19 protein-coding genes are annotated in these 17,440 nt (G+C 35.7%); 18 read left to right on the forward strand and 1 reads right to left on the reverse strand.

Features of this window, described 5'->3' with window-relative positions; all coding sequences use genetic code 11:
- Position 1: 1 nt before the first annotated feature.
- From AB1422_02945 to AB1422_03020, 16 genes are all read left to right on the forward strand, one after another.
- Positions 2–784, forward strand: a complete 783-nt coding sequence (locus AB1422_02945; protein ID MEW6618301.1) for a flagellar motor protein MotB — start codon at positions 2–4, stop codon at positions 782–784.
- Positions 785–1,873 carry a redox-regulated ATPase YchF gene (gene ychF / locus AB1422_02950; protein MEW6618302.1) on the forward strand — a complete coding sequence of 363 codons (1,089 nt, stop codon included), beginning with the start codon at positions 785–787 and terminating at the stop codon, positions 1,871–1,873. It begins immediately after the preceding gene.
- A 49-nt stretch (positions 1,874–1,922) separates the two neighbouring features.
- Complete coding sequence (locus tag AB1422_02955; GenBank protein MEW6618303.1) at positions 1,923–2,834, forward strand: hypothetical protein; 912 nt, start codon at positions 1,923–1,925, stop codon at positions 2,832–2,834.
- Positions 2,831–3,169, forward strand: a complete 339-nt coding sequence (rpsF, locus tag AB1422_02960) for a 30S ribosomal protein S6 (protein MEW6618304.1) — start codon at positions 2,831–2,833, stop codon at positions 3,167–3,169. The genes AB1422_02955 and rpsF overlap by 4 nt, the downstream gene beginning before the upstream one ends.
- Before the next feature lie 2 nt (positions 3,170–3,171).
- On the forward strand, positions 3,172–3,591 hold the full coding sequence (locus AB1422_02965; GenBank protein MEW6618305.1) for a single-stranded DNA-binding protein: 420 nt from the start codon (positions 3,172–3,174) through the stop codon (positions 3,589–3,591).
- A 23-nt stretch (positions 3,592–3,614) separates the two neighbouring features.
- On the forward strand, positions 3,615–3,869 hold the full coding sequence (gene rpsR, locus AB1422_02970; GenBank protein ID MEW6618306.1) for a 30S ribosomal protein S18: 255 nt from the start codon (positions 3,615–3,617) through the stop codon (positions 3,867–3,869).
- 561 nt (positions 3,870–4,430) lie between these two features.
- Positions 4,431–4,886, forward strand: a complete 456-nt coding sequence (rplI, locus tag AB1422_02975; protein MEW6618307.1) for a 50S ribosomal protein L9 — start codon at positions 4,431–4,433, stop codon at positions 4,884–4,886.
- Between the two features lie 257 nt (positions 4,887–5,143).
- On the forward strand, positions 5,144–6,487 hold the full coding sequence (dnaB, locus tag AB1422_02980) for a replicative DNA helicase (GenBank protein MEW6618308.1): 1,344 nt from the start codon (positions 5,144–5,146) through the stop codon (positions 6,485–6,487).
- Positions 6,484–7,233: an ABC transporter permease gene (locus AB1422_02985; GenBank protein ID MEW6618309.1), complete on the forward strand. Its 750-nt coding sequence runs from the start codon at positions 6,484–6,486 to the stop codon at positions 7,231–7,233. Before dnaB ends, AB1422_02985 begins: the two co-directional genes overlap by 4 nt.
- Positions 7,234–7,272: 39 nt before the next feature.
- Positions 7,273–8,019, forward strand: a complete 747-nt coding sequence (locus tag AB1422_02990; protein MEW6618310.1) for an ABC transporter ATP-binding protein — start codon at positions 7,273–7,275, stop codon at positions 8,017–8,019.
- Between the two features lie 6 nt (positions 8,020–8,025).
- Positions 8,026–8,982 carry an MlaD family protein gene (locus tag AB1422_02995; protein ID MEW6618311.1) on the forward strand — a complete coding sequence of 319 codons (957 nt, stop codon included), beginning with the start codon at positions 8,026–8,028 and terminating at the stop codon, positions 8,980–8,982.
- A complete protein-coding gene (locus tag AB1422_03000; GenBank protein ID MEW6618312.1) occupies positions 8,979–9,878 on the forward strand; it encodes a hypothetical protein in 900 nt (299 codons plus the stop codon). The genes AB1422_02995 and AB1422_03000 overlap by 4 nt, the downstream gene beginning before the upstream one ends.
- A gap of 211 nt (positions 9,879–10,089) precedes the next feature.
- The gene (locus tag AB1422_03005) at positions 10,090–10,617 is read left to right on the forward strand and encodes a DUF4416 family protein (GenBank protein ID MEW6618313.1); all 528 of its coding nucleotides are present in this window, start codon (positions 10,090–10,092) and stop codon (positions 10,615–10,617) included.
- A 200-nt stretch (positions 10,618–10,817) separates the two neighbouring features.
- Positions 10,818–11,876, forward strand: coding sequence for a mannose-1-phosphate guanylyltransferase (locus AB1422_03010; GenBank protein ID MEW6618314.1), 1,059 nt, complete (start codon positions 10,818–10,820; stop codon positions 11,874–11,876).
- A complete protein-coding gene (locus tag AB1422_03015) occupies positions 11,858–12,826 on the forward strand; it encodes a GDP-mannose 4,6-dehydratase (GenBank protein MEW6618315.1) in 969 nt (322 codons plus the stop codon). Before AB1422_03010 ends, AB1422_03015 begins: the two co-directional genes overlap by 19 nt.
- Positions 12,827–12,863: 37 nt before the next feature.
- A complete protein-coding gene (locus AB1422_03020; GenBank protein ID MEW6618316.1) occupies positions 12,864–12,989 on the forward strand; it encodes a hypothetical protein in 126 nt (41 codons plus the stop codon).
- A gap of 798 nt (positions 12,990–13,787) precedes the next feature.
- Here AB1422_03020 and AB1422_03025 read toward each other — a convergent pair.
- Positions 13,788–14,858: an IS110 family transposase gene (locus AB1422_03025; protein ID MEW6618317.1), complete on the reverse strand. Its 1,071-nt coding sequence runs from the start codon at positions 14,856–14,858 to the stop codon at positions 13,788–13,790.
- Between the two features lie 237 nt (positions 14,859–15,095).
- Here AB1422_03025 and AB1422_03030 point away from each other — a divergent pair, with 237 nt between their 5' ends.
- The gene (locus AB1422_03030) at positions 15,096–16,001 is read left to right on the forward strand and encodes a lysophospholipid acyltransferase family protein (GenBank protein MEW6618318.1); all 906 of its coding nucleotides are present in this window, start codon (positions 15,096–15,098) and stop codon (positions 15,999–16,001) included.
- A gap of 78 nt (positions 16,002–16,079) precedes the next feature.
- Complete coding sequence (locus tag AB1422_03035) at positions 16,080–16,706, forward strand: riboflavin synthase (protein ID MEW6618319.1); 627 nt, start codon at positions 16,080–16,082, stop codon at positions 16,704–16,706.
- Positions 16,707–17,440: the final 734 nt, after the last annotated feature.

Raw genomic sequence — 17,440 nt, forward strand, 5'->3', positions numbered from 1 at the left:
AATGGCGAAGAAGAAGAAAGGTGGTGGAGAACATGGTGAAGGACTTGAAACCGCAGGTGGCTTACGGTGGCTAATTACCTATGCGGATATGATTACCTTACTTCTTGGAGTATTTATTATTTTAGTCTCGACATCTCAAATGGAAGGACCTAAATCAGCGGCTTTAGGTGAGGCATTAGAACGAATATTTTCTATATTTAAACGCGAGGGAGGAGATAAAGCTAATGCCCCGCAATCAGGAGGAGATAGTGTTCTTCCCAAACGCACAGCAGAAGAAGGAATCAGGGCAACCGCTGTTATCCGAACAGCAATCATTAAAAAAAGATTAGTCCAGAGTATACCCCAGACCGTTGCTGAGGGAAAAATAGTTACTGAAAAAACTAAAAAAGGATTAGTGGTAAGTTATCATGATTCGTTGTTTTTTGATGTCGGCAGGGCTAATATAAAAGAAGAATCTTATGCCAGTCTGGATAAAATTGCCCGAACCCTTGAGATAATCCCAAATAAAGTCATAATTGAAGGGCATACAGATGCCTCACCAATTTCCACTCAAGAGTTTAAATCTAACTGGGAATTATCAACGGCAAGGGCTAATAATATCTTACATTATTTTATTGAACATGCTAAAAAAAGCGGTTTTGATGAAGAAAAATTAGAGGAATACGAACAAAGATTTGCTATTGCCGGCTATGGTCAATTCCAGCCTATTGATGAAAATCCTTCTTCTCCTCAAAACAGAAGAATCAATATTGTTATCCTGGATAAAAAAACAAAGGAATTTTAAATGGGCTTTACCTTAGGGATTATTGGGCTGCCAAATGTAGGTAAATCTACGGTTTTCAACGCCTTAACCAAACTACATGTCCCCGCAGAAAATTTTCCTTTCTGTACAGTAAGACCAAATGTAGGTATGGTAAGCATAAAAGATAGTCGTCTAAACGAATTGTCGAAATTAATTGATGCGGTGGAAACAATCCCAACAACTATTGAATTTATTGACATCGCGGGTTTGGTTCGTGGAGCAAGTAAAGGAGCAGGACTGGGAAATCAATTTCTATCTCATATTCAGGAAGTAAATGGACTTGCTCAGATTATTCGTGCCTTCATCGACCAGAATGTCTCGCATATTGAGGGAGAAATCTGTCCACAAAAGGATATTAATATCATAAATATCGAACTAATTTTAAAAGACCTGGAGACGATTGAAAAACGGATAAATAAAATAACCCCATATCTTAAAACAAAAGATAAAATCTATAAAGAAGAAATAGCGGTTCTAAATAAACTTAAAACTCACTTAGATTCCGAAAATCCAGTGAGGGGATTGGACCTTGACGAAAAAGAAAAGGAATTTGTCAAAACTTATGGACTACTTACGGCTAAACCGATAATTTATGTGGCAAATATTAATGAAAATACACCTGACGAGTTAATTGGTCAGGTTAAACTCAAGGGATTAAAAGAGGGATTAGAGGTAATTATCTTAAATGCTAAATTGGAAGTAGAATTATTAGAAGATTTCGATGAAGATGAGGCACAAAGATTTAGAGAAGAACTCGGCATTCAAGAATCTGGCTTACAAAAATTAGCCCAATCAGGATATAAGGCACTTAATCTCATCACCTTTTTTACGGTGGCAAATAGAAAACTTCGAGCCTGGACGATTGAGAAAAATACATTAGCCTCAAAAGCCGCCGGGAAAATACATACGGATATGGAAAAAGGATTTATATGTGCTGAGGTTATTCCATATCAAAAATTGAAAGAAATAGGTTCGTGGACAAAGGCAAAAGAAATGGGCGAGATTAAGCACGAAGGCAGAGAATATTGTGTTTGTGATGGAGATGTTATTACTTTTAAATTTAATCCTTAAAATTTTATTGACACAATATTGATTTTTTGATATACTTATTTTGGAGGAAATGATGACAATATTAGAGTGGATTAACTCAGTTCAGGGAGTAATTACTATTCTCGGAAGTATTCTCGGAGGAATAATTACTCTAATAGGAACCATTATTGGTGGTATATTATGGTTACAAAGAAAGTTTGCGGCAATTGATGCAAGGTTCGAGGCAATTGATGCAAGATTTGCGGCAATTGATGCAAGGTTCGAGGCAGTTGATGCAAGATTTGAAATAATTGAAAGAAAACTTGCGACAATTGATGCAAGATTAGCGGCAATTGATGAAAGGTTTGCGACAATTGATGCAAGATTAGCGGCAATTGATGAAAGGTTTGCGACAATTGATGCAAGATTAGCGGCAATTGATGAAAGGTTTGCGACAATTGATGCAAGATTAGCGGCAATTGATGAAAGGTTTGCGACAATTGATGCAAGATTAGCGAAAGTTGATGCAAGGTTTGCAACAACTGATGAAAAATTTGAGAAGTTAGTTAACGCAATGAGGATAATGGCTGAAAATATAAGTGAGAATACGAGAGTTCTAAAAATGGTGGATGAAAATATAATTACAGTCCTGGCTCGGGCACATCTTATTTTACCGGAGGAACAAATTACACTTTATAAAAGTTTTAGTGATAGTCATATAAATACATTTGAAAATACAGTAAAATGGCTAACAGGAAAAGCTAATCCTTTCAGCAAAGAAGAAGTTGCAAGATTAGTAAAATATAAAGATATGGCTACGGGGGGAAAAATATTTTCGCTTGAAGAAGCCAAAGATTTCCATGAACTCGCTCATAAGCTGGACCGTGAACCAGGTGCCCCAGGCGAAGGGGTGGGATTTTTATTAGCCTTAACGGCTTATATCTTTGGAGTAAGTCTGGGCATTGAAGATGATAAAAAAAAGGAGGTGAGGGATAAAAATTGAGATGTTATGAATGTATGTTAATTGTTAACCCACAAGTAAAAGAAGAAGAGGTCGAAAAGTTAATCAAAAAGGTAGAAAAAATAGTCGAAAAACATAGTGGAGAAATTAAAAAGGTAACAAAACTGGGGTTAAAAAAATTAGCAAATCCCATTAAACATAAAAGGGAAGGGATTTATTACCTGCTAAATTTAGAAATTGACCCTGTCTCAATTAAAGAATATGAAAATATTCTGAAACTCTCTAATATTGTTTTAAGATTTCTTACCCAAACATCAACTGCACCAGTAGTTGAAACACAACCAGTAAAGGAAGAACTAATAAAGGAGGAAGCATAGTCGTGGCAAATTATAATCGTGTGATAATAGCCGGTAATTTAACCCGTGATCCAGAATTGAGATATATTCCAAGTGGTCAACCTGTAGCAAATTTTACAGTTGCGATTAATAGGAGTTATATAACTCAAGCAGGAGAGCGACGGGAAGAAACAAGTTTTATACCAGTGGTAGTCTGGAGAAAGCAAGCGGAAACTTGCAATCAGTATTTAAGTAAAGGGAGTCCTGTTTTAGTCGAAGGCAGACTTCAACAACGCTCATGGGAAACTCAAGAGGGACAAAAAAGAAGCATCATCGAAGTAGTGGCAGATAGAGTAGTTTTCTTAGGAGGAGCTAAACCTCCGGTGGAAGAAGTAGAAGAAGGAGTATCTGAATCTCAAAACAATAGAACTCCAGAAGATAAAAATGAGGATGTGCCTTTTTAAAGGAGGAAAAAAATTAATAGATTATGTTAAAAAAAACACAGACAAAAAAAACAACTAATTGGGCCGATCCAAAACGAAGGAGAAAATGTTATTTTTGTGTGGATAAAAAGAAAGAAATTGACTATAAAGATATGGATGGTTTAAGAAGATACATATCTGAAAGAGGAAAGATTTTGAATAGACGAATTACCAAAAATTGTGCAAAACACCAGCGTTTGGTAACCAGAGCCATTAAACAAGCAAGAAATCTGGCGATTTTACCATACACTGTAGAATAGATTTATCCTTTTATAACGGGTAAACAGTATCACAAGCATCGTACCTGTTTAGCGTGGTCAGAGAACACAAATGAATGGTAGTGACTTAGTGCGAACCCACTTCAAACACAATAAGTTGTGTAATACAAAATCAAAAATTAAATATTAAAATGCAAAATGACATATCAAATATCAAAAATCTTGACTTCGTGTTTAATTTAGTGTCTGACAAGTATTTGTGCATTTTGCTTTGTCCTTTTGCTTTGGACATTTTGATATGCGCATTAAATTCCTTGTGGAATATTTCGCACCGGTATCCTATTGTTTAACAAAGAGTTAAGTCTCAAATCAACGCAATTTGGAACACGCTAAACACCTACAAGCATCTTGCTTGTGATTATTTTATTTCTCAATCTGGAAGATTGAACTACCTGTTACTACTCTCCGTGCTAATCAAATTATCAGTGACAGAATAATAGTTAACCAATTACCATTTAACCAATTACCAGTTACCAATTACCAATTACCAGTTACCAATTACCAGTTACCAGTTACCAATTACCAGAATTAAGGATATAGATAATGGAAGTAATATTAAAAACCGATATTACAGGAGTGGGGAAAAAAGGTGAGATTAAAAATGTGGCTGAAGGATATGCGAGGAATTTTTTAATCCCAAAAGGATTAGGGGTGCCAGCTACAAAGAGTAATTTAGAAAAGCTCAATGAGGAGAAAAAAAGAATAGCAGTTTTCGCCCAGCGCGAAAAACAAACAGCCATAGAATTTAGTCAAAACCTTAAAAACACTACCATAACTATTACGAGAAAAGCAGGTGAGGGAAATAAAATTTTTGGCTCGGTAACTAAAGAAGACATTGTTGAAGCAGTGGCTAAAAAAGGTTTTGTAATGGATAAAAAGATGGTTGATATTCCGCAACCAATAAAACTTTTAGGCGTCTATACAATTCCAATTAAACTCCATAAAGAAGTCGAAACAGAAATAAGTCTTAGAGTAGTCCGAGAAAAAGGAGGTGAATAATAAGGTTTCACGAAATTGGTGATTGACACCGACATCCGAAATAGAAAAAAAGCCACCTGTGCGATTAGACTAATTCATCGCAGAGACACAAAGGAAAAATAAATGTAAAATGTAAAATAGGAAATGAAAAATGGGAAATTTTACTACTTCGCAAGACTCATTACCTTTCAGTTACACATTTTCATTTTACATTTCTCATTTTACATTATCCATTTTACATTTAACCGCACAGGTTGAAAAAAAGGGAGGGGATACAAATGAGTTTGCCAGAAGCAATTGCAGAAAAGATTCAACCACAATCAATCGAAGCTGAAGTATCCGTTATCGGTGCAATGTTAATGGATAAAGATGCAATTTGTAAAGCGGTTGAGGTCTTAAGTGAAGATGCTTTTTATAAAACTACGCATCGTAAAATATATAGTGCTATTTTAGATTTATTTGAAAGAAATGAACCAGTAGATTTAGTTACTTTAACTAATGAATTAAAGAGAAAAGGTGAGTTGGGTAATGTTGGTGGTCCACTATACCTGACCACTATCTTAAATAGTGTTCCGACAGCGGCTAATGTCGAATATTATATTCGAATTGTCAATGAAAAAGCCGTAATAAGAGGACTTATCTCCGCGGCAACTGAGATTGTCTCTATGGCATATCAACAAACCGAAGATGTTTCACAAATGTTGGATAATGCCGAACAATTGATCTTTAACATCGTCCAGCGTAAAATAAGCCGTGATTTTGTTCATATTGGCGAAATGTTACATGATAGTTTTGAGATGATTGAAAATCTCTACGCAAAAAAGACTTATGTAACAGGCATACCAACTGGTTTTGTGGATTTAGATATTCTTACATCAGGATTTCATCCCTCAGATTTAATTATTATTGCTGGAAGACCATCTATGGGGAAATCAAGTCTGGCGTTGAATATTGCTCAGTATGCCAGTACTCGCGAAAAGATTCCAGTTGGAATATTCAGTTTAGAGATGAGCAAAGAACAATTAGTTCAACGAACTTTATGTTCAGAGGCAAGAGTAGATGCCCAGAAGCTAAAAACAGGTTATTTAGGAGAGGCTGATTGGCCCAAACTTACGACCGCGGCGGGAATATTAGCCGACGCACCGCTTTACATCGATGATACCCCAGCTATCCCAATATTAGAAATAAGGGCTAAGGCACGAAGACTTAAAGCAAAATATAACATCGGCTTAATTTTAGTCGATTATTTACAACTTGTTCAAGGCAGGATGCAGATTGATAATCGCCAACAGGAAATATCCGAAATATCTCGCTCTCTGAAATCTTTAGCCAGAGAATTAAATATCCCGATAATAGCCTTATCTCAACTTTCACGAGAGGTAGAAAAACGAGGTGATAGAAAACCACAATTATCTGATTTACGCGAATCAGGGGCGATTGAACAGGATGCAGATGTGGTAGCATTTGTCTATCGCGAAGAATACTACAAACCTACTCCTGAAAATGAAGGGATAGCAGAAGTAATCATTGGGAAACAACGCAATGGTCCTATTGGAACGGTAAAATTAGCCTTTATAAAAAAATATACTCGATTTGAAAACCTCGCAAAGGTAGAAGAATGAAAAAAAGAATCTACTGTTTCCTTGAGGAAATTGGTGGAATGAGTCTTCTCTTGCCACAAATTATCATTCAAATATTTAAACCACCATTTAGACCTAAATATATCATACACCAATTAGTTGAAATTGGGGTAAATACCTTACCCATAGTTAGTCTTATGTCATTATTTGTTGGAATGGTTTTAGCTTACCTGGCATATCTTCAGTTTAAATTAGTTGAATTTGAAATGTATACCGGCAGTTTAGTTGGTGCGTCTATGGTTATGGAATTAGGGCCGGTATTAACCGCGATTATCGTTGCAGGAAGAATTGGCGCCGCTACTGCCGCTGAAATAGGCAGTATGAAAGTAACCGAGCAAATTGATGCACTCTATACCCTGGCAGTTAATCCAATTAAATACTTAGCGGCACCCAGATTTTTAGCCGCGATTATTATGCTCCCATTACTAACTATATTTGCTGATATTATTGGGATGTTTGGTGGATATATGATTGGCGTGTGGCAGTTTGGAATCCAACATTCCGTTTATATTAACAAAACACTTGACTTTTTAGCCCCAGATGATATAATATGTGGGTTGATAAAAACTATGTTCTTTGGAGCAATGATTGTTCTTGTCAGTTGTTACAAAGGCTTTACGACCTATGGTGGGGCGGAAGGGGTTGGAAAGGCAACGACTTCCGCCGTCGTTATCTCAATCGTGCTTATCTTAGTGATGGATTATTTCTTAACCATTGTGCTTTTTTAATTACATCCAACTACAAATATCAAAAGTGGAGAGGTAAGGATGATTCTTATTACTGATTTATGGAAGAACTTTGGGGAAACTCAAGTTTTAAAAGGTGTTAATATCCAGATAAATAAAGGTGAAGTCATTGTCATTATTGGCAGAAGTGGCTGTGGAAAAAGTGTTCTCTTAAAACATATCATCGGTATTCTAAAACCTGATAAAGGTAAAATAGAAATTTTTGGTAAAGATATTGCGAAAGTTAAGGAAAATGAATTAAATCAAATCAGGAGAAAGTTTGGCATGCTTTTTCAAGGTGCGGCATTGTTTGACTCGCTAACCGTGCGGGAAAATGTGGGCTTTTTCTTAGATGAACATACTAAATTAAATAATGCGACTATCTCAAAGATAGTTTCTGAAAAACTAAAACTTGTAGGTCTGTCTGGGGTAGAAAATTTAATGCCTTGCGATTTAAGTGGTGGTATGAAAAAAAGGGTTGGATTAGCCAGAGCGATTGCCGCAGACCCTGAAATTATCCTCTATGATGAACCAACAACAGGTATTGACCCAATTATGGCAACGGCAATAAATGGATTAATTAAAGACCTTCAGGCAAAACTATCATTAACTTCTATTGTTGTTACCCATGATATGACTTCCGCATATCAAATTGCGGATAGGATTGCAATGTTAGAAGATGGAAAGATTATTGAAGATGGAACACCTGAAGAAATAAGAAATACCAAAAAACCTGTTGTTAAACAATTCATTACAGGAGGAAAACCAATAAATGGAGTATTGGAGTGAAGATAAATGAAAATAAGTCCTGAATTAAAAGTTGGAATTATGGTCACTGTCGCATTAACTATTTTAGGCATATTAATTATCGTTGCCAGTGGACCATATTTTTTCTACAAAGGATACTTAATACGCGTCCATTTTGACTATGTTAGTGGTTTAGATGCGGGTGCACCAGTAAGATTAGCCGGGATGGAAGTTGGTGAAGTAAAAGACCTTAAATTAGTTAATGAGAAGATTGAAGTAACATTAAAATTAAACCACACGGCTCAAATTAGAAGTGATTCGCAGGTTACAATAAATTCCCTCGGTATTGTTGGAGAAAAATATGTGGAAATTACTCGGGGAACACCTCAAGGTAAAATTCTTAAATCAGAAAGTGTAATTCAGGGAATAAATCCGGTGAATGTAGAAGAAATGCTTAATAGAACAGAGGCTGTCGTTTATAAATCAGAGAAAATAATTGCTTTTCTGGATAAAATGTTAGGCGGAGAAGAACTCTGGGTAGAACTTGATAAAATCATTAAAAATATCTCTATTTTTACCATTACCCTGAATGAATTAGTAGTTGAAAATAAAGATGAATTAAATTCAACGATTAAAGACCTCCACGCAATCTGTGCCTCATTAAAAAAGATAATTAAAGAAAATAGTGAGGATGTTAAAATAACTACCGAGAAACTTAAGCAAACCACAATTCAATTAAATAAAACCGTCGAGAATATAAACAATACTGTGCTTGGAACAAAAAAGGATATAACTAATACATTTACAGAATTAAGTCAAACCATAGTTTCTCTCCAGAATATACTTGAAAAAGTAGAAAAAGGAGAAGGTAGTCTGGGTAAATTATTAGCTGATGAAGAAATCGCTAATCGTCTCACAAACGCCTCTAAAAACATAGAAGAACTAACATTGGATTTAAAAAAACATCCATGGAAATTATTACAAAAAGGGGGGACGACTAAATGAAAAAGATAATCTTTGGGCAACGGCTCATTTTCGCTCTTTTTTCCGTGATTCCTCTGGTAACACTAATAAATACTTCTGTGGCAAATGCCTATGTGCAAATCTCAGATTTTTGTGGAAACTATAATATTAATATTAATGGATTAAAAGGAACTTTGCAATTAATCCTGTGCTTGGAGGAAAAGGATTACAATCTTCAAGGCACATATACTAATGATAGTGAACAAATCTTTCAAGTCAAAGGGTTCACAGGACATCTTAATCAGAGTATTCCATTGCATAAAATTACTTTCTATATTGATTTTCCACAAAATAGGCAAATGTTTGAAGGATATTTAATGTGTGAGAGCAGGGATGCTATTGCTGGATATACGATTGAGAAGAAAGTCCCTGTAGGATTCTATGCAATTAAAATGCCAAAATATCAAATGCCAGAAGAAAAACAGCAGAAAAAATCATTTCTGCAAAAACCAATAAAAGATAAACTTTCAGACTTAAAATATATCTTAAAGGATATACGATATGCAATCCTAATCTATAATGGTCAACATCATCGTCAGGCTAAATTAGGATTTATATGGGATGAAAGGACACAAAAGCAAATTGCATATACTGATGGTAAAGATGTAATGACACAACTACTCCAACGCACCGATAAAAATGGCTTAACTAATACTACTGAGGCACAATTTGGCCCATATTTCCATGAGTTTCGCATAAATCCATTTACTTTAGGAAACACGATTCACATCGTTGATTCACCTCTACCAATTAAAGAAATCATTACCTCAGCTGAAAACTATGATTGGATTTTTAATGTCCGCACTTCTGAATTTAGAGCAGGCGGAGAGGTAGTTTTACCTGATGATATTTCCGAACACTCTTTACAGGATTTTTAAAAATGGGGTAATTGTTCACCGCCCAGACGCAGAGAAACAGAGAAGACATAGAAATAAAGTAACTATTCAGCCACTGATTAACACGGATTAGCACGGATAAAAAAATAAAATCAGTGTTTCATCTGTGTCCATCTGTGGCTGAATAGTTACCAATAGATTTTAATTTTTTCTCTGCGTCTCTGCGGTAAAAGATTACCTGAACGGTTACAAAATGGGTGAGATTAAATTACCAAAGCCAGTAAAATTAATCGTGGGAATGATTTCCGGGGATAATAAATTATTTGAATTGGCACAACAAAAATTAATGGAACGGTTTGGTGAAGTTGATTTTTTTAGTCAGATTTTACCATTTGACTCTACAAATTATTATTGTCAGGAAATGGGAATAAGTCTAAAGAGGAAATTTATTAGTTTTGCCATCTTAATTGACCCCGGTCAACTTCCAGACATTAAAATTTTTACTAATTTAACTGAAAAAGAATTTAGTTTTGATTCAAAACGAAGGATTAATCTTGACCCCGGCTACATTTCCCTGTCAAAACTGGTGTTAGCGACAACTAAAGATTATCAACATCGTATTTACCTGCGTGATGGGATTTATGGTGAGGTAACATTACGATTCAAATCAAAAGGATTTCAAAACTGGGAATGGACATATCCGGATTATAGAACTGAGACTTACCAAAGGATATTTTTGGAGATACGGAAATTGTATGTTGAACAATTGAAAAGTAGGTAACCGTTCAGGTAGTCTGGTATCTGGGTGTCTAAGTGTCTGGGTTACATAGACTACCAGACACATAGACACCCTTTACGCAAAATTGTAGGATTTGTTACTATCCTGATTTCCTGGATGTTAACTGATTGCTGATACCTGATGGCTGAACGCTTACAAAAGTAGTTAGCGATGAGGAATATTCCTTTCAGGAGATATGGAAAATGTTATATGGTATCATCTTAGCCGGTGGGTATGGTGAACGATTTTGGCCAAAAAGTCAACCTGATACCCCAAAACAATTATTATCAATTACCAGTAAAAAAACATTATTAGAAGAAACACTGGATAGAATCGCAGATTTAATTCCTCGCGAGAGAATATTAATTGTAACAAATAGGACTATCGGAGATAAAATTTTATCGGCAACCCCTGCCCTGACGATGAATAACATTATCGCAGAACCAATGCGTAAAAATACTGCTCCAGCAATTGCATTAGCCACTTTATATCTAAAAAATAAAGATAAAGAGGCGGTGATGGCGGTCTTACCCGCAGACCATTTTATTCCGGATAAAGAAAGATTCTTAAAAATTCTGTCCATTGCTTATGAAGTGGCTAAAGAGAAAAAAGACCTTGTAACCTTTGGAATTAAACCAACAAGACCTGAAACCGGATACGGCTATATAGAAGTGGGAAAAAAAGTAGCCACACAAAATGGCATCTCGACTTATGAGGTCATCTCATTTAGAGAAAAACCTGACCTAAATACAGCAAAAGAATTCCTTGCAAAAGGAAATTACCTGTGGAACAGTGGAATGTTTATCTGGCATATCCAAACAATCCTTGATGCCTTTTCTAACCTTATGCCAGACTTATACTCAAAATTAATGAAAGTTGAAAATGACCTGAAAGTAGAAGAATTTTATCAAGGGGTAGAAAATATCTCCATAGATTTTGGAATAATGGAAAAGGCTAAAAATATCTTGATGATTGAAGGAGATTTTATCTGGGACGATGTGGGTTCCTGGAGGGCATTAGAAAGGATATATTCTCAAGATGAGAATAAAAATGTAATTTTAGGCAATCACATCGGAATTGATACTCAAAATTGTATTGTTATGGCTGAGGAAAAATTAGTCGCTACAATTGGAATCTCTGATTTAATTGTAGTCAGCACAAAAGAAGCAACCTTTATCTGTCCAAAACAAAGGGCAGAAGAAGTAAAAAAAATAGTCGAGAAATTAAAAAATGGAGGTAAATTATGTCAGAAAGATGTTTAATTACGGGTATCACAGGATTTGCAGGGAGTTATTTAGCTGATTTCTTGCTTGAAAAAGGAAATGTCGAAATTTATGGGATTAAAAGATGGCGTAGTCGAATGGAAACCATTGAGCATATTAAAGATAAAATAACACTAATCGAATGTGATTTAAGAGATGCAACATCAGTTCTCAATTGTATTGAAGAAATGCAACCTGATAAAATCTTCCATTTAGCCGCTCAAAGTTTTGTTCCTACTTCATGGCTGGCACCTACTGAAACCTTAATGACTAATATCTTAAGCACTTTAAATATATTTGAGGCGGTGCGTAAAGCTCATTTAACTCATACAAGAATTCAAATTGCCGGCTCTTCTGAAGAATATGGAATGGTTTATGAGGATGAAGTCCCTATCAAAGAAACTAATCCTCTAAGACCTTTAAGCCCTTATGGTGTCAGTAAAGTAGCTCATGATTTATTAGGATACCAATATTATATGAGTTATAATCTCTATATTGTAAGAACAAGGGGATTTAATCATAGTGGTCCTCGAAGAGGTGAGGTATTTGTAGAAGCAGATTTTGCTAAACAAATTGCTGAGATAGAGAAGGGATTAAAAGAACCAATTATATATGTAGGAAATCTTGAGGCAAAAAGAGATTTTACGGATGTGCGGGATATGGCTAAGGGATATTGGTTATCACTTGAGAAATGTGACCCCGGCGATGTCTATAATATCTGCTCTGGAAAGGCGTATGGCATAGAAGAGGTTTTAGATATGTTACTTTCTCTTTCTACGGTAAAAGTGGAAGTAAAACAAGATCCCTCGCGAATGCGTCCTTCTGATGTTCCGATATTATTAGGAGATTTCACTAAATTTAGAGAAAAGACCGGTTGGCAACCAACTATCCCTTTTGAAAAAACACTTAAAGATATATTAAACTACTGGCGTGAATATTATCAGGTTTAGTAATAAAATATTAACGGCTCCAGCATAAAAGAAGTTTTTGCGAAACAAAAAAGGAGTAACCGTTCAGGTAGTCTTTTACCGCAGAGACGCAGAGAAACAGAGAAGACATAGAAATAAAGTAACTATAGCAGTTATTAGTCAAAACTTTACTCAGAGTGAATAAGTAAAAAAATCCCAAATCCCAAGCACCAAATCTCAAATAAGCACCAAATTCCACATACCAAAAAGCGAATTAGAGATTAGTGAATTAGAGATTAGATTTTACTAATTCGCTTAATTCACTAAATGGAATTTGGAATTTGTGATTTGGAATTTCATAGCCATATCTATGTCAAATTTCGATTAATAAGTGCTATATTCAGCCACTGATTAGCACGGATAGAAAAATAAAATCAGTGTTTCATCTGTGTCCATCTCTGGCTGAATAGTTACCAATAGATTTTAATTTTTTTCTCTGCCTCTGTTATGTAAAGTGTCAAGCTTTTTTTATTTTTTTATTTAAGAAAAAAGTCTACGACTTATCTCTACAACTTTCTTTGCTTTCTCTTTTTAGCCTGTCGAGGTTGTCGGGGCACCCGCTTGCGGGTCGTCCTCGAGCAGGGGTTTTCTCTAAAGCAGAGGCAAAGGGGTTAGATGATTGACAACTTCTTTTATTAACCCCTTTGGAGAAAAGAGAAAACCTAAATAAAAGTCCTTAAAGATATATCTGTTGCAGTGAACAGTCGCGAAAAATGAATCTTGTACCTCCTTTTGTTCTTTGATAGATATAAAAGGTAACCGTAACTTTCTATTATACGTGGCAACCTGAGTTTTTATAAAACAGCAGGTTCACACTCATTGATTCTTTCGTTTTGATTTTTTTGAGTCTCTTTCTGTGCTCGAGTATTACTCTTTCACGGACCGAGGCGTCTCAAAAAAATACGTTACCAATTACAATTGATACCTTATCAAAGACCACTATTTAAAAATGTGGAATATACTTTCTTTCTTCTTTTAAGATACGATAGATAATCGCAGTTAATTTACGAGCAACAGCAGTAATGGCTTTCTTTTTAGCAATCTCTGAATGATGTCTGTTTTTGATTCGGCAATAAAACTGATAGAGTCTGATGTCTTTTCGAATGGCAACCCAGGCTGCTTCTATAAGTAGAAACCGTAATACCTTGTCGCCTAAATGAGTAATAGAGCCTCTATTAACATCATCACCAGTAGAGTTTTCTCTTGGCACAAGACCAACAAAGGAGGCTAATTCTCGTGGGTCTTTTAAGTTCTTGGGATCACCTATGTTACCGAGTAAAGTAACTGCCACAACAAATCCTATTCCAGGAATTGATTGCAAAAAACTGAGGTAATTCTTAATGTTTTCATGGCTGTTACAAAAACTTCTTAGAACACGGTGAATGGTTAATAGTTGTTTTCGGGCATAGAAAAGGTCATCTATCAACATATCTAAACAATCTCGAATAGCTGGCTGACAAGGAATCTTTTTGATTTCATTGATGTGGTTACAAGACCATTTTTGATAAGGGTCTTTGATATAACCATCCAGATGAGCAAACAAAAGTAAAGCTTTGATGCGTTGTTGAGTAACCTTACGCAAAGAAGCATAGTTCTGGCGAATTTTAACTAAATGACGAAGTTCTCGCCATTCATCTTGAGGTACTCTTATAGATTTTAAACTCCCAGCTTTAAGTAGCGCCGTTAGTTTTACTGAATCTATACGGTTAGTCTTTACTCGTTCATTCGGTGCTTTAGGGATAGATAGTGGTGGCACAACCAGACAAGGAATATTTTTCTGTGTCAGATAGTCATAAAGATGATATCCTGTAGGACCTGCTTCGTAAGCACAGATAATCTGTTTGTTAGAGTAGTTGTTTTGCAGGTAATTATAAAAATATTGTGGTTGTGCTGGTATTGTTTTTGTCCGTTTCATAATATTGTGGTCCTGAATGGTAAAAGAAAAACTCTTTTTATCCACATCTAGCCCAATGAATAGTTCATAATCTTTCGGTAAATATGTTGTTTGTGTCATAAGTTTGTCCTCCTTATTTTAGTCAGTTAATACTTTTTGTATAGTATACCACAAAATCTTTCGCAGGTCAAACTTGACACTTTATCATATCATCTCTGCGGTGAACAGTTACTGCTTTTTGCATTTTGCTCTTTGGAGAAAATTGATAAAAATAGAGGTTTTAAATACCCGTTTAAAAACTACAGTTTCCTGGTTTTGCAGAACCCTAAGACACATCCACCAGAGGAGGATACAAATTTGAATTTAAGTAATCTAAAACAACTATTTTATTACTTTCCCTTACGCTGGTTGGCAACTTTATTGCCAATTTCATTAATTGGTGTTCTTGGGACTCTGTGTGCCTATATTGAGATTTTGACGATTCGTCCTGGCACTAAAAAAAGGCTTTTTGTGAACCTGATGACTGCCTTAGGTTTGGAGAATGATAGCCAAAAATGTGCTACCTTATGTTTCAATGTCATCCGCCATTACATTTGGAATATTCTGGAATTTACCTTGGCTCATCGTTTATGGAAAGGAAGGAAAACAAATTTTATCCAGCTGGTTGGTTTTGAACATATCACCCAATCTCTACGACAGGGTAGAGGAGTTGTTCTTGTTGGGGGACATTTAGCCACATTTGAATTCCACACAACGGCAGTTGCCTGGCAGGGATATTCTTCGGCACAGGTGGAACCCAGAGAAACGCAGTTAGACAATATCCCATCTGGTATTCCACGAATTATCCAGATATATCGGCGTCGTCACCAGACTCGATATTTGCAATATGAAACAATATATACGGGAATGGGATTTCGCCAGGCATTAAAATTTTTGAAACAAGGTAGGGTAGTTGGAATTGCTATTGATTATCCGGTGGTAACTCATTCGGTTATCTGCCGATTTCTTGGTCAAGAACGCAAGGTGCCACTCGGACCTGCCTATCTGGCAATGAAAACGGATGCAGATATTGTCATTGCTCACCTGGAAAGGATAACTTTTGGCAAGAATCGATTAACATTTATCCCTGTGCCAGTCATCAAAACAGAAGACTTTATAGCCGATATCTCTTCCCTATCTCTTCAATTAGCACAGACTTACGAACAGTTCATCCTTAAACATCCTGAACAATGGGCATGGCAAATGTGGTTACAAAATCAATGAGAATGCGTAAATGAAGAATAACAACCTTCTTTTAACAAAATGATTGACAAGGACTTTGGGTAATGATATAATTAAATTATGTTCACTGGAATTATAGAAGAGATAGGGATAATTAAACAAAAATCTAATAATTTCTTGGTTATTCAAGCTAAAAAGGTATTAGAGGATTTAAAACAAGGAGATAGTATCAGCGTCAATGGTGTTTGCTTAACTACAATTGAATTTACTAAAGATACCTTTAAGGTTAATATGATGCCTGAAACACTAAAACTAACCAATTTAGGGATGGTTTCTATAGGAGATGAGGTTAATTTAGAGCGGGCACTTCGCCTGACTGATAGACTTGGCGGACATATAGTCACGGGACACATTGATGGACTGGGCAGGATTGTGGATAAAATAACGCAGGGTGATAATCAAATACTACAAATATCTATCTTGCCGCAGGTGAGTAAATATATTGTTAAAAAGGGGTCGGTGGCGGTTGAAGGACTTAGTTTAACTGTTGCAGATGTCCAGACTGAAGAATTTAAAATATGCCTTATCCCTCATACCCTTAAAATAACTACATTAGGGAAAAAGAATATTGGTGATTTACTTAATATTGAGGTAGATATACTGGGTAAATATGCCGAGAAATTTTTAAATAAAGGTGAAAAAAAAGAGATTAGTCTTGATTTTTTATCTATGCAAGGTTTTGCCTGATGTAACTATTCAGCCACTGATTAACACGGATTAGCACGGATAAATAGTCAGAAGACAGAACTCAGAGGAGAGAGGAGAAATGGGGAAACGGAGAAAGGGAGAAACAGAGAAGGAGAGGAGACACGAGGTACTATACCTGAATTTTCAGCCATCAGCCTTCAGCCTGATTACGGACACGGAAAACGGACACGATTTACGAATTTTCAGTATTTCATCTGTGTCCATCTGTGGCTGAATAGTTACAATTTTTGTAACTATTCAGCAAAAAGAAGGATGATGGAGAAAGATTATAGATAAGATTTAAGTTTTGTTCCTCGTGTTCCGATATAAGTAATATAAGCGAATAAAAACACGGGGGAATTAATGACCATAGAGAGTATTAATCCTGCAATCGGCAAGTAGGCTAACCAGAATAGCGTTAACCCCTTGATATATCAGTAGTTAATCTGTTGAAAAATCTGTAGATTTTTTAACAGAAATGATTGACATTGGCCTCCTTCTATGCTATACTTTAGGTAAGTAATTAACATTACTAAAGTTAACATAAAAAGGAGACCAATTATGATTACTTCTTTAACCTCTCAAATAGATACCCGTCCTCGTCGGGAACGACGACCAGAAATTATCGCTCTGGAGAAAAGAAAACGAAAATTGGCTCGCAAACTCAGACATGTTAATCTCCAGGTTGAATTCGATAATGATACAGTCACCCAATTTGGTAACTTCCATACCAT

It is taken from the genome of bacterium (genome assembly GCA_040757115.1).
Lineage (GTDB): Bacteria > UBA9089 > CG2-30-40-21 > CG2-30-40-21 > SBAY01 > JBFLXS01.

Coding starts and splice junctions, on each gene's coding strand:
- AB1422_02945 (MEW6618301.1), top strand. CDS start 2: ATGGCGAAGAAGAAGAAAGGTGGTGGAGAACATGGTGAAGGACTTGAA.
- ychF (MEW6618302.1), top strand. CDS start 785: ATGGGCTTTACCTTAGGGATTATTGGGCTGCCAAATGTAGGTAAATCT.
- AB1422_02955 (MEW6618303.1), top strand. CDS start 1,923: ATGATGACAATATTAGAGTGGATTAACTCAGTTCAGGGAGTAATTACT.
- rpsR (MEW6618306.1), top strand. CDS start 3,615: ATGTTAAAAAAAACACAGACAAAAAAAACAACTAATTGGGCCGATCCA.
- rplI (MEW6618307.1), top strand. CDS start 4,431: ATGGAAGTAATATTAAAAACCGATATTACAGGAGTGGGGAAAAAAGGT.
- dnaB (MEW6618308.1), top strand. CDS start 5,144: ATGAGTTTGCCAGAAGCAATTGCAGAAAAGATTCAACCACAATCAATC.
- AB1422_02985 (MEW6618309.1), top strand. CDS start 6,484: ATGAAAAAAAGAATCTACTGTTTCCTTGAGGAAATTGGTGGAATGAGT.
- AB1422_02990 (MEW6618310.1), top strand. CDS start 7,273: ATGATTCTTATTACTGATTTATGGAAGAACTTTGGGGAAACTCAAGTT.
- AB1422_02995 (MEW6618311.1), top strand. CDS start 8,026: ATGAAAATAAGTCCTGAATTAAAAGTTGGAATTATGGTCACTGTCGCA.
- AB1422_03000 (MEW6618312.1), top strand. CDS start 8,979: ATGAAAAAGATAATCTTTGGGCAACGGCTCATTTTCGCTCTTTTTTCC.
- AB1422_03005 (MEW6618313.1), top strand. CDS start 10,090: ATGGGTGAGATTAAATTACCAAAGCCAGTAAAATTAATCGTGGGAATG.
- AB1422_03010 (MEW6618314.1), top strand. CDS start 10,818: ATGTTATATGGTATCATCTTAGCCGGTGGGTATGGTGAACGATTTTGG.
- AB1422_03015 (MEW6618315.1), top strand. CDS start 11,858: ATGTCAGAAAGATGTTTAATTACGGGTATCACAGGATTTGCAGGGAGT.
- AB1422_03025 (MEW6618317.1), bottom strand. CDS start 14,858: ATGACACAAACAACATATTTACCGAAAGATTATGAACTATTCATTGGG.
- AB1422_03035 (MEW6618319.1), top strand. CDS start 16,080: ATGTTCACTGGAATTATAGAAGAGATAGGGATAATTAAACAAAAATCT.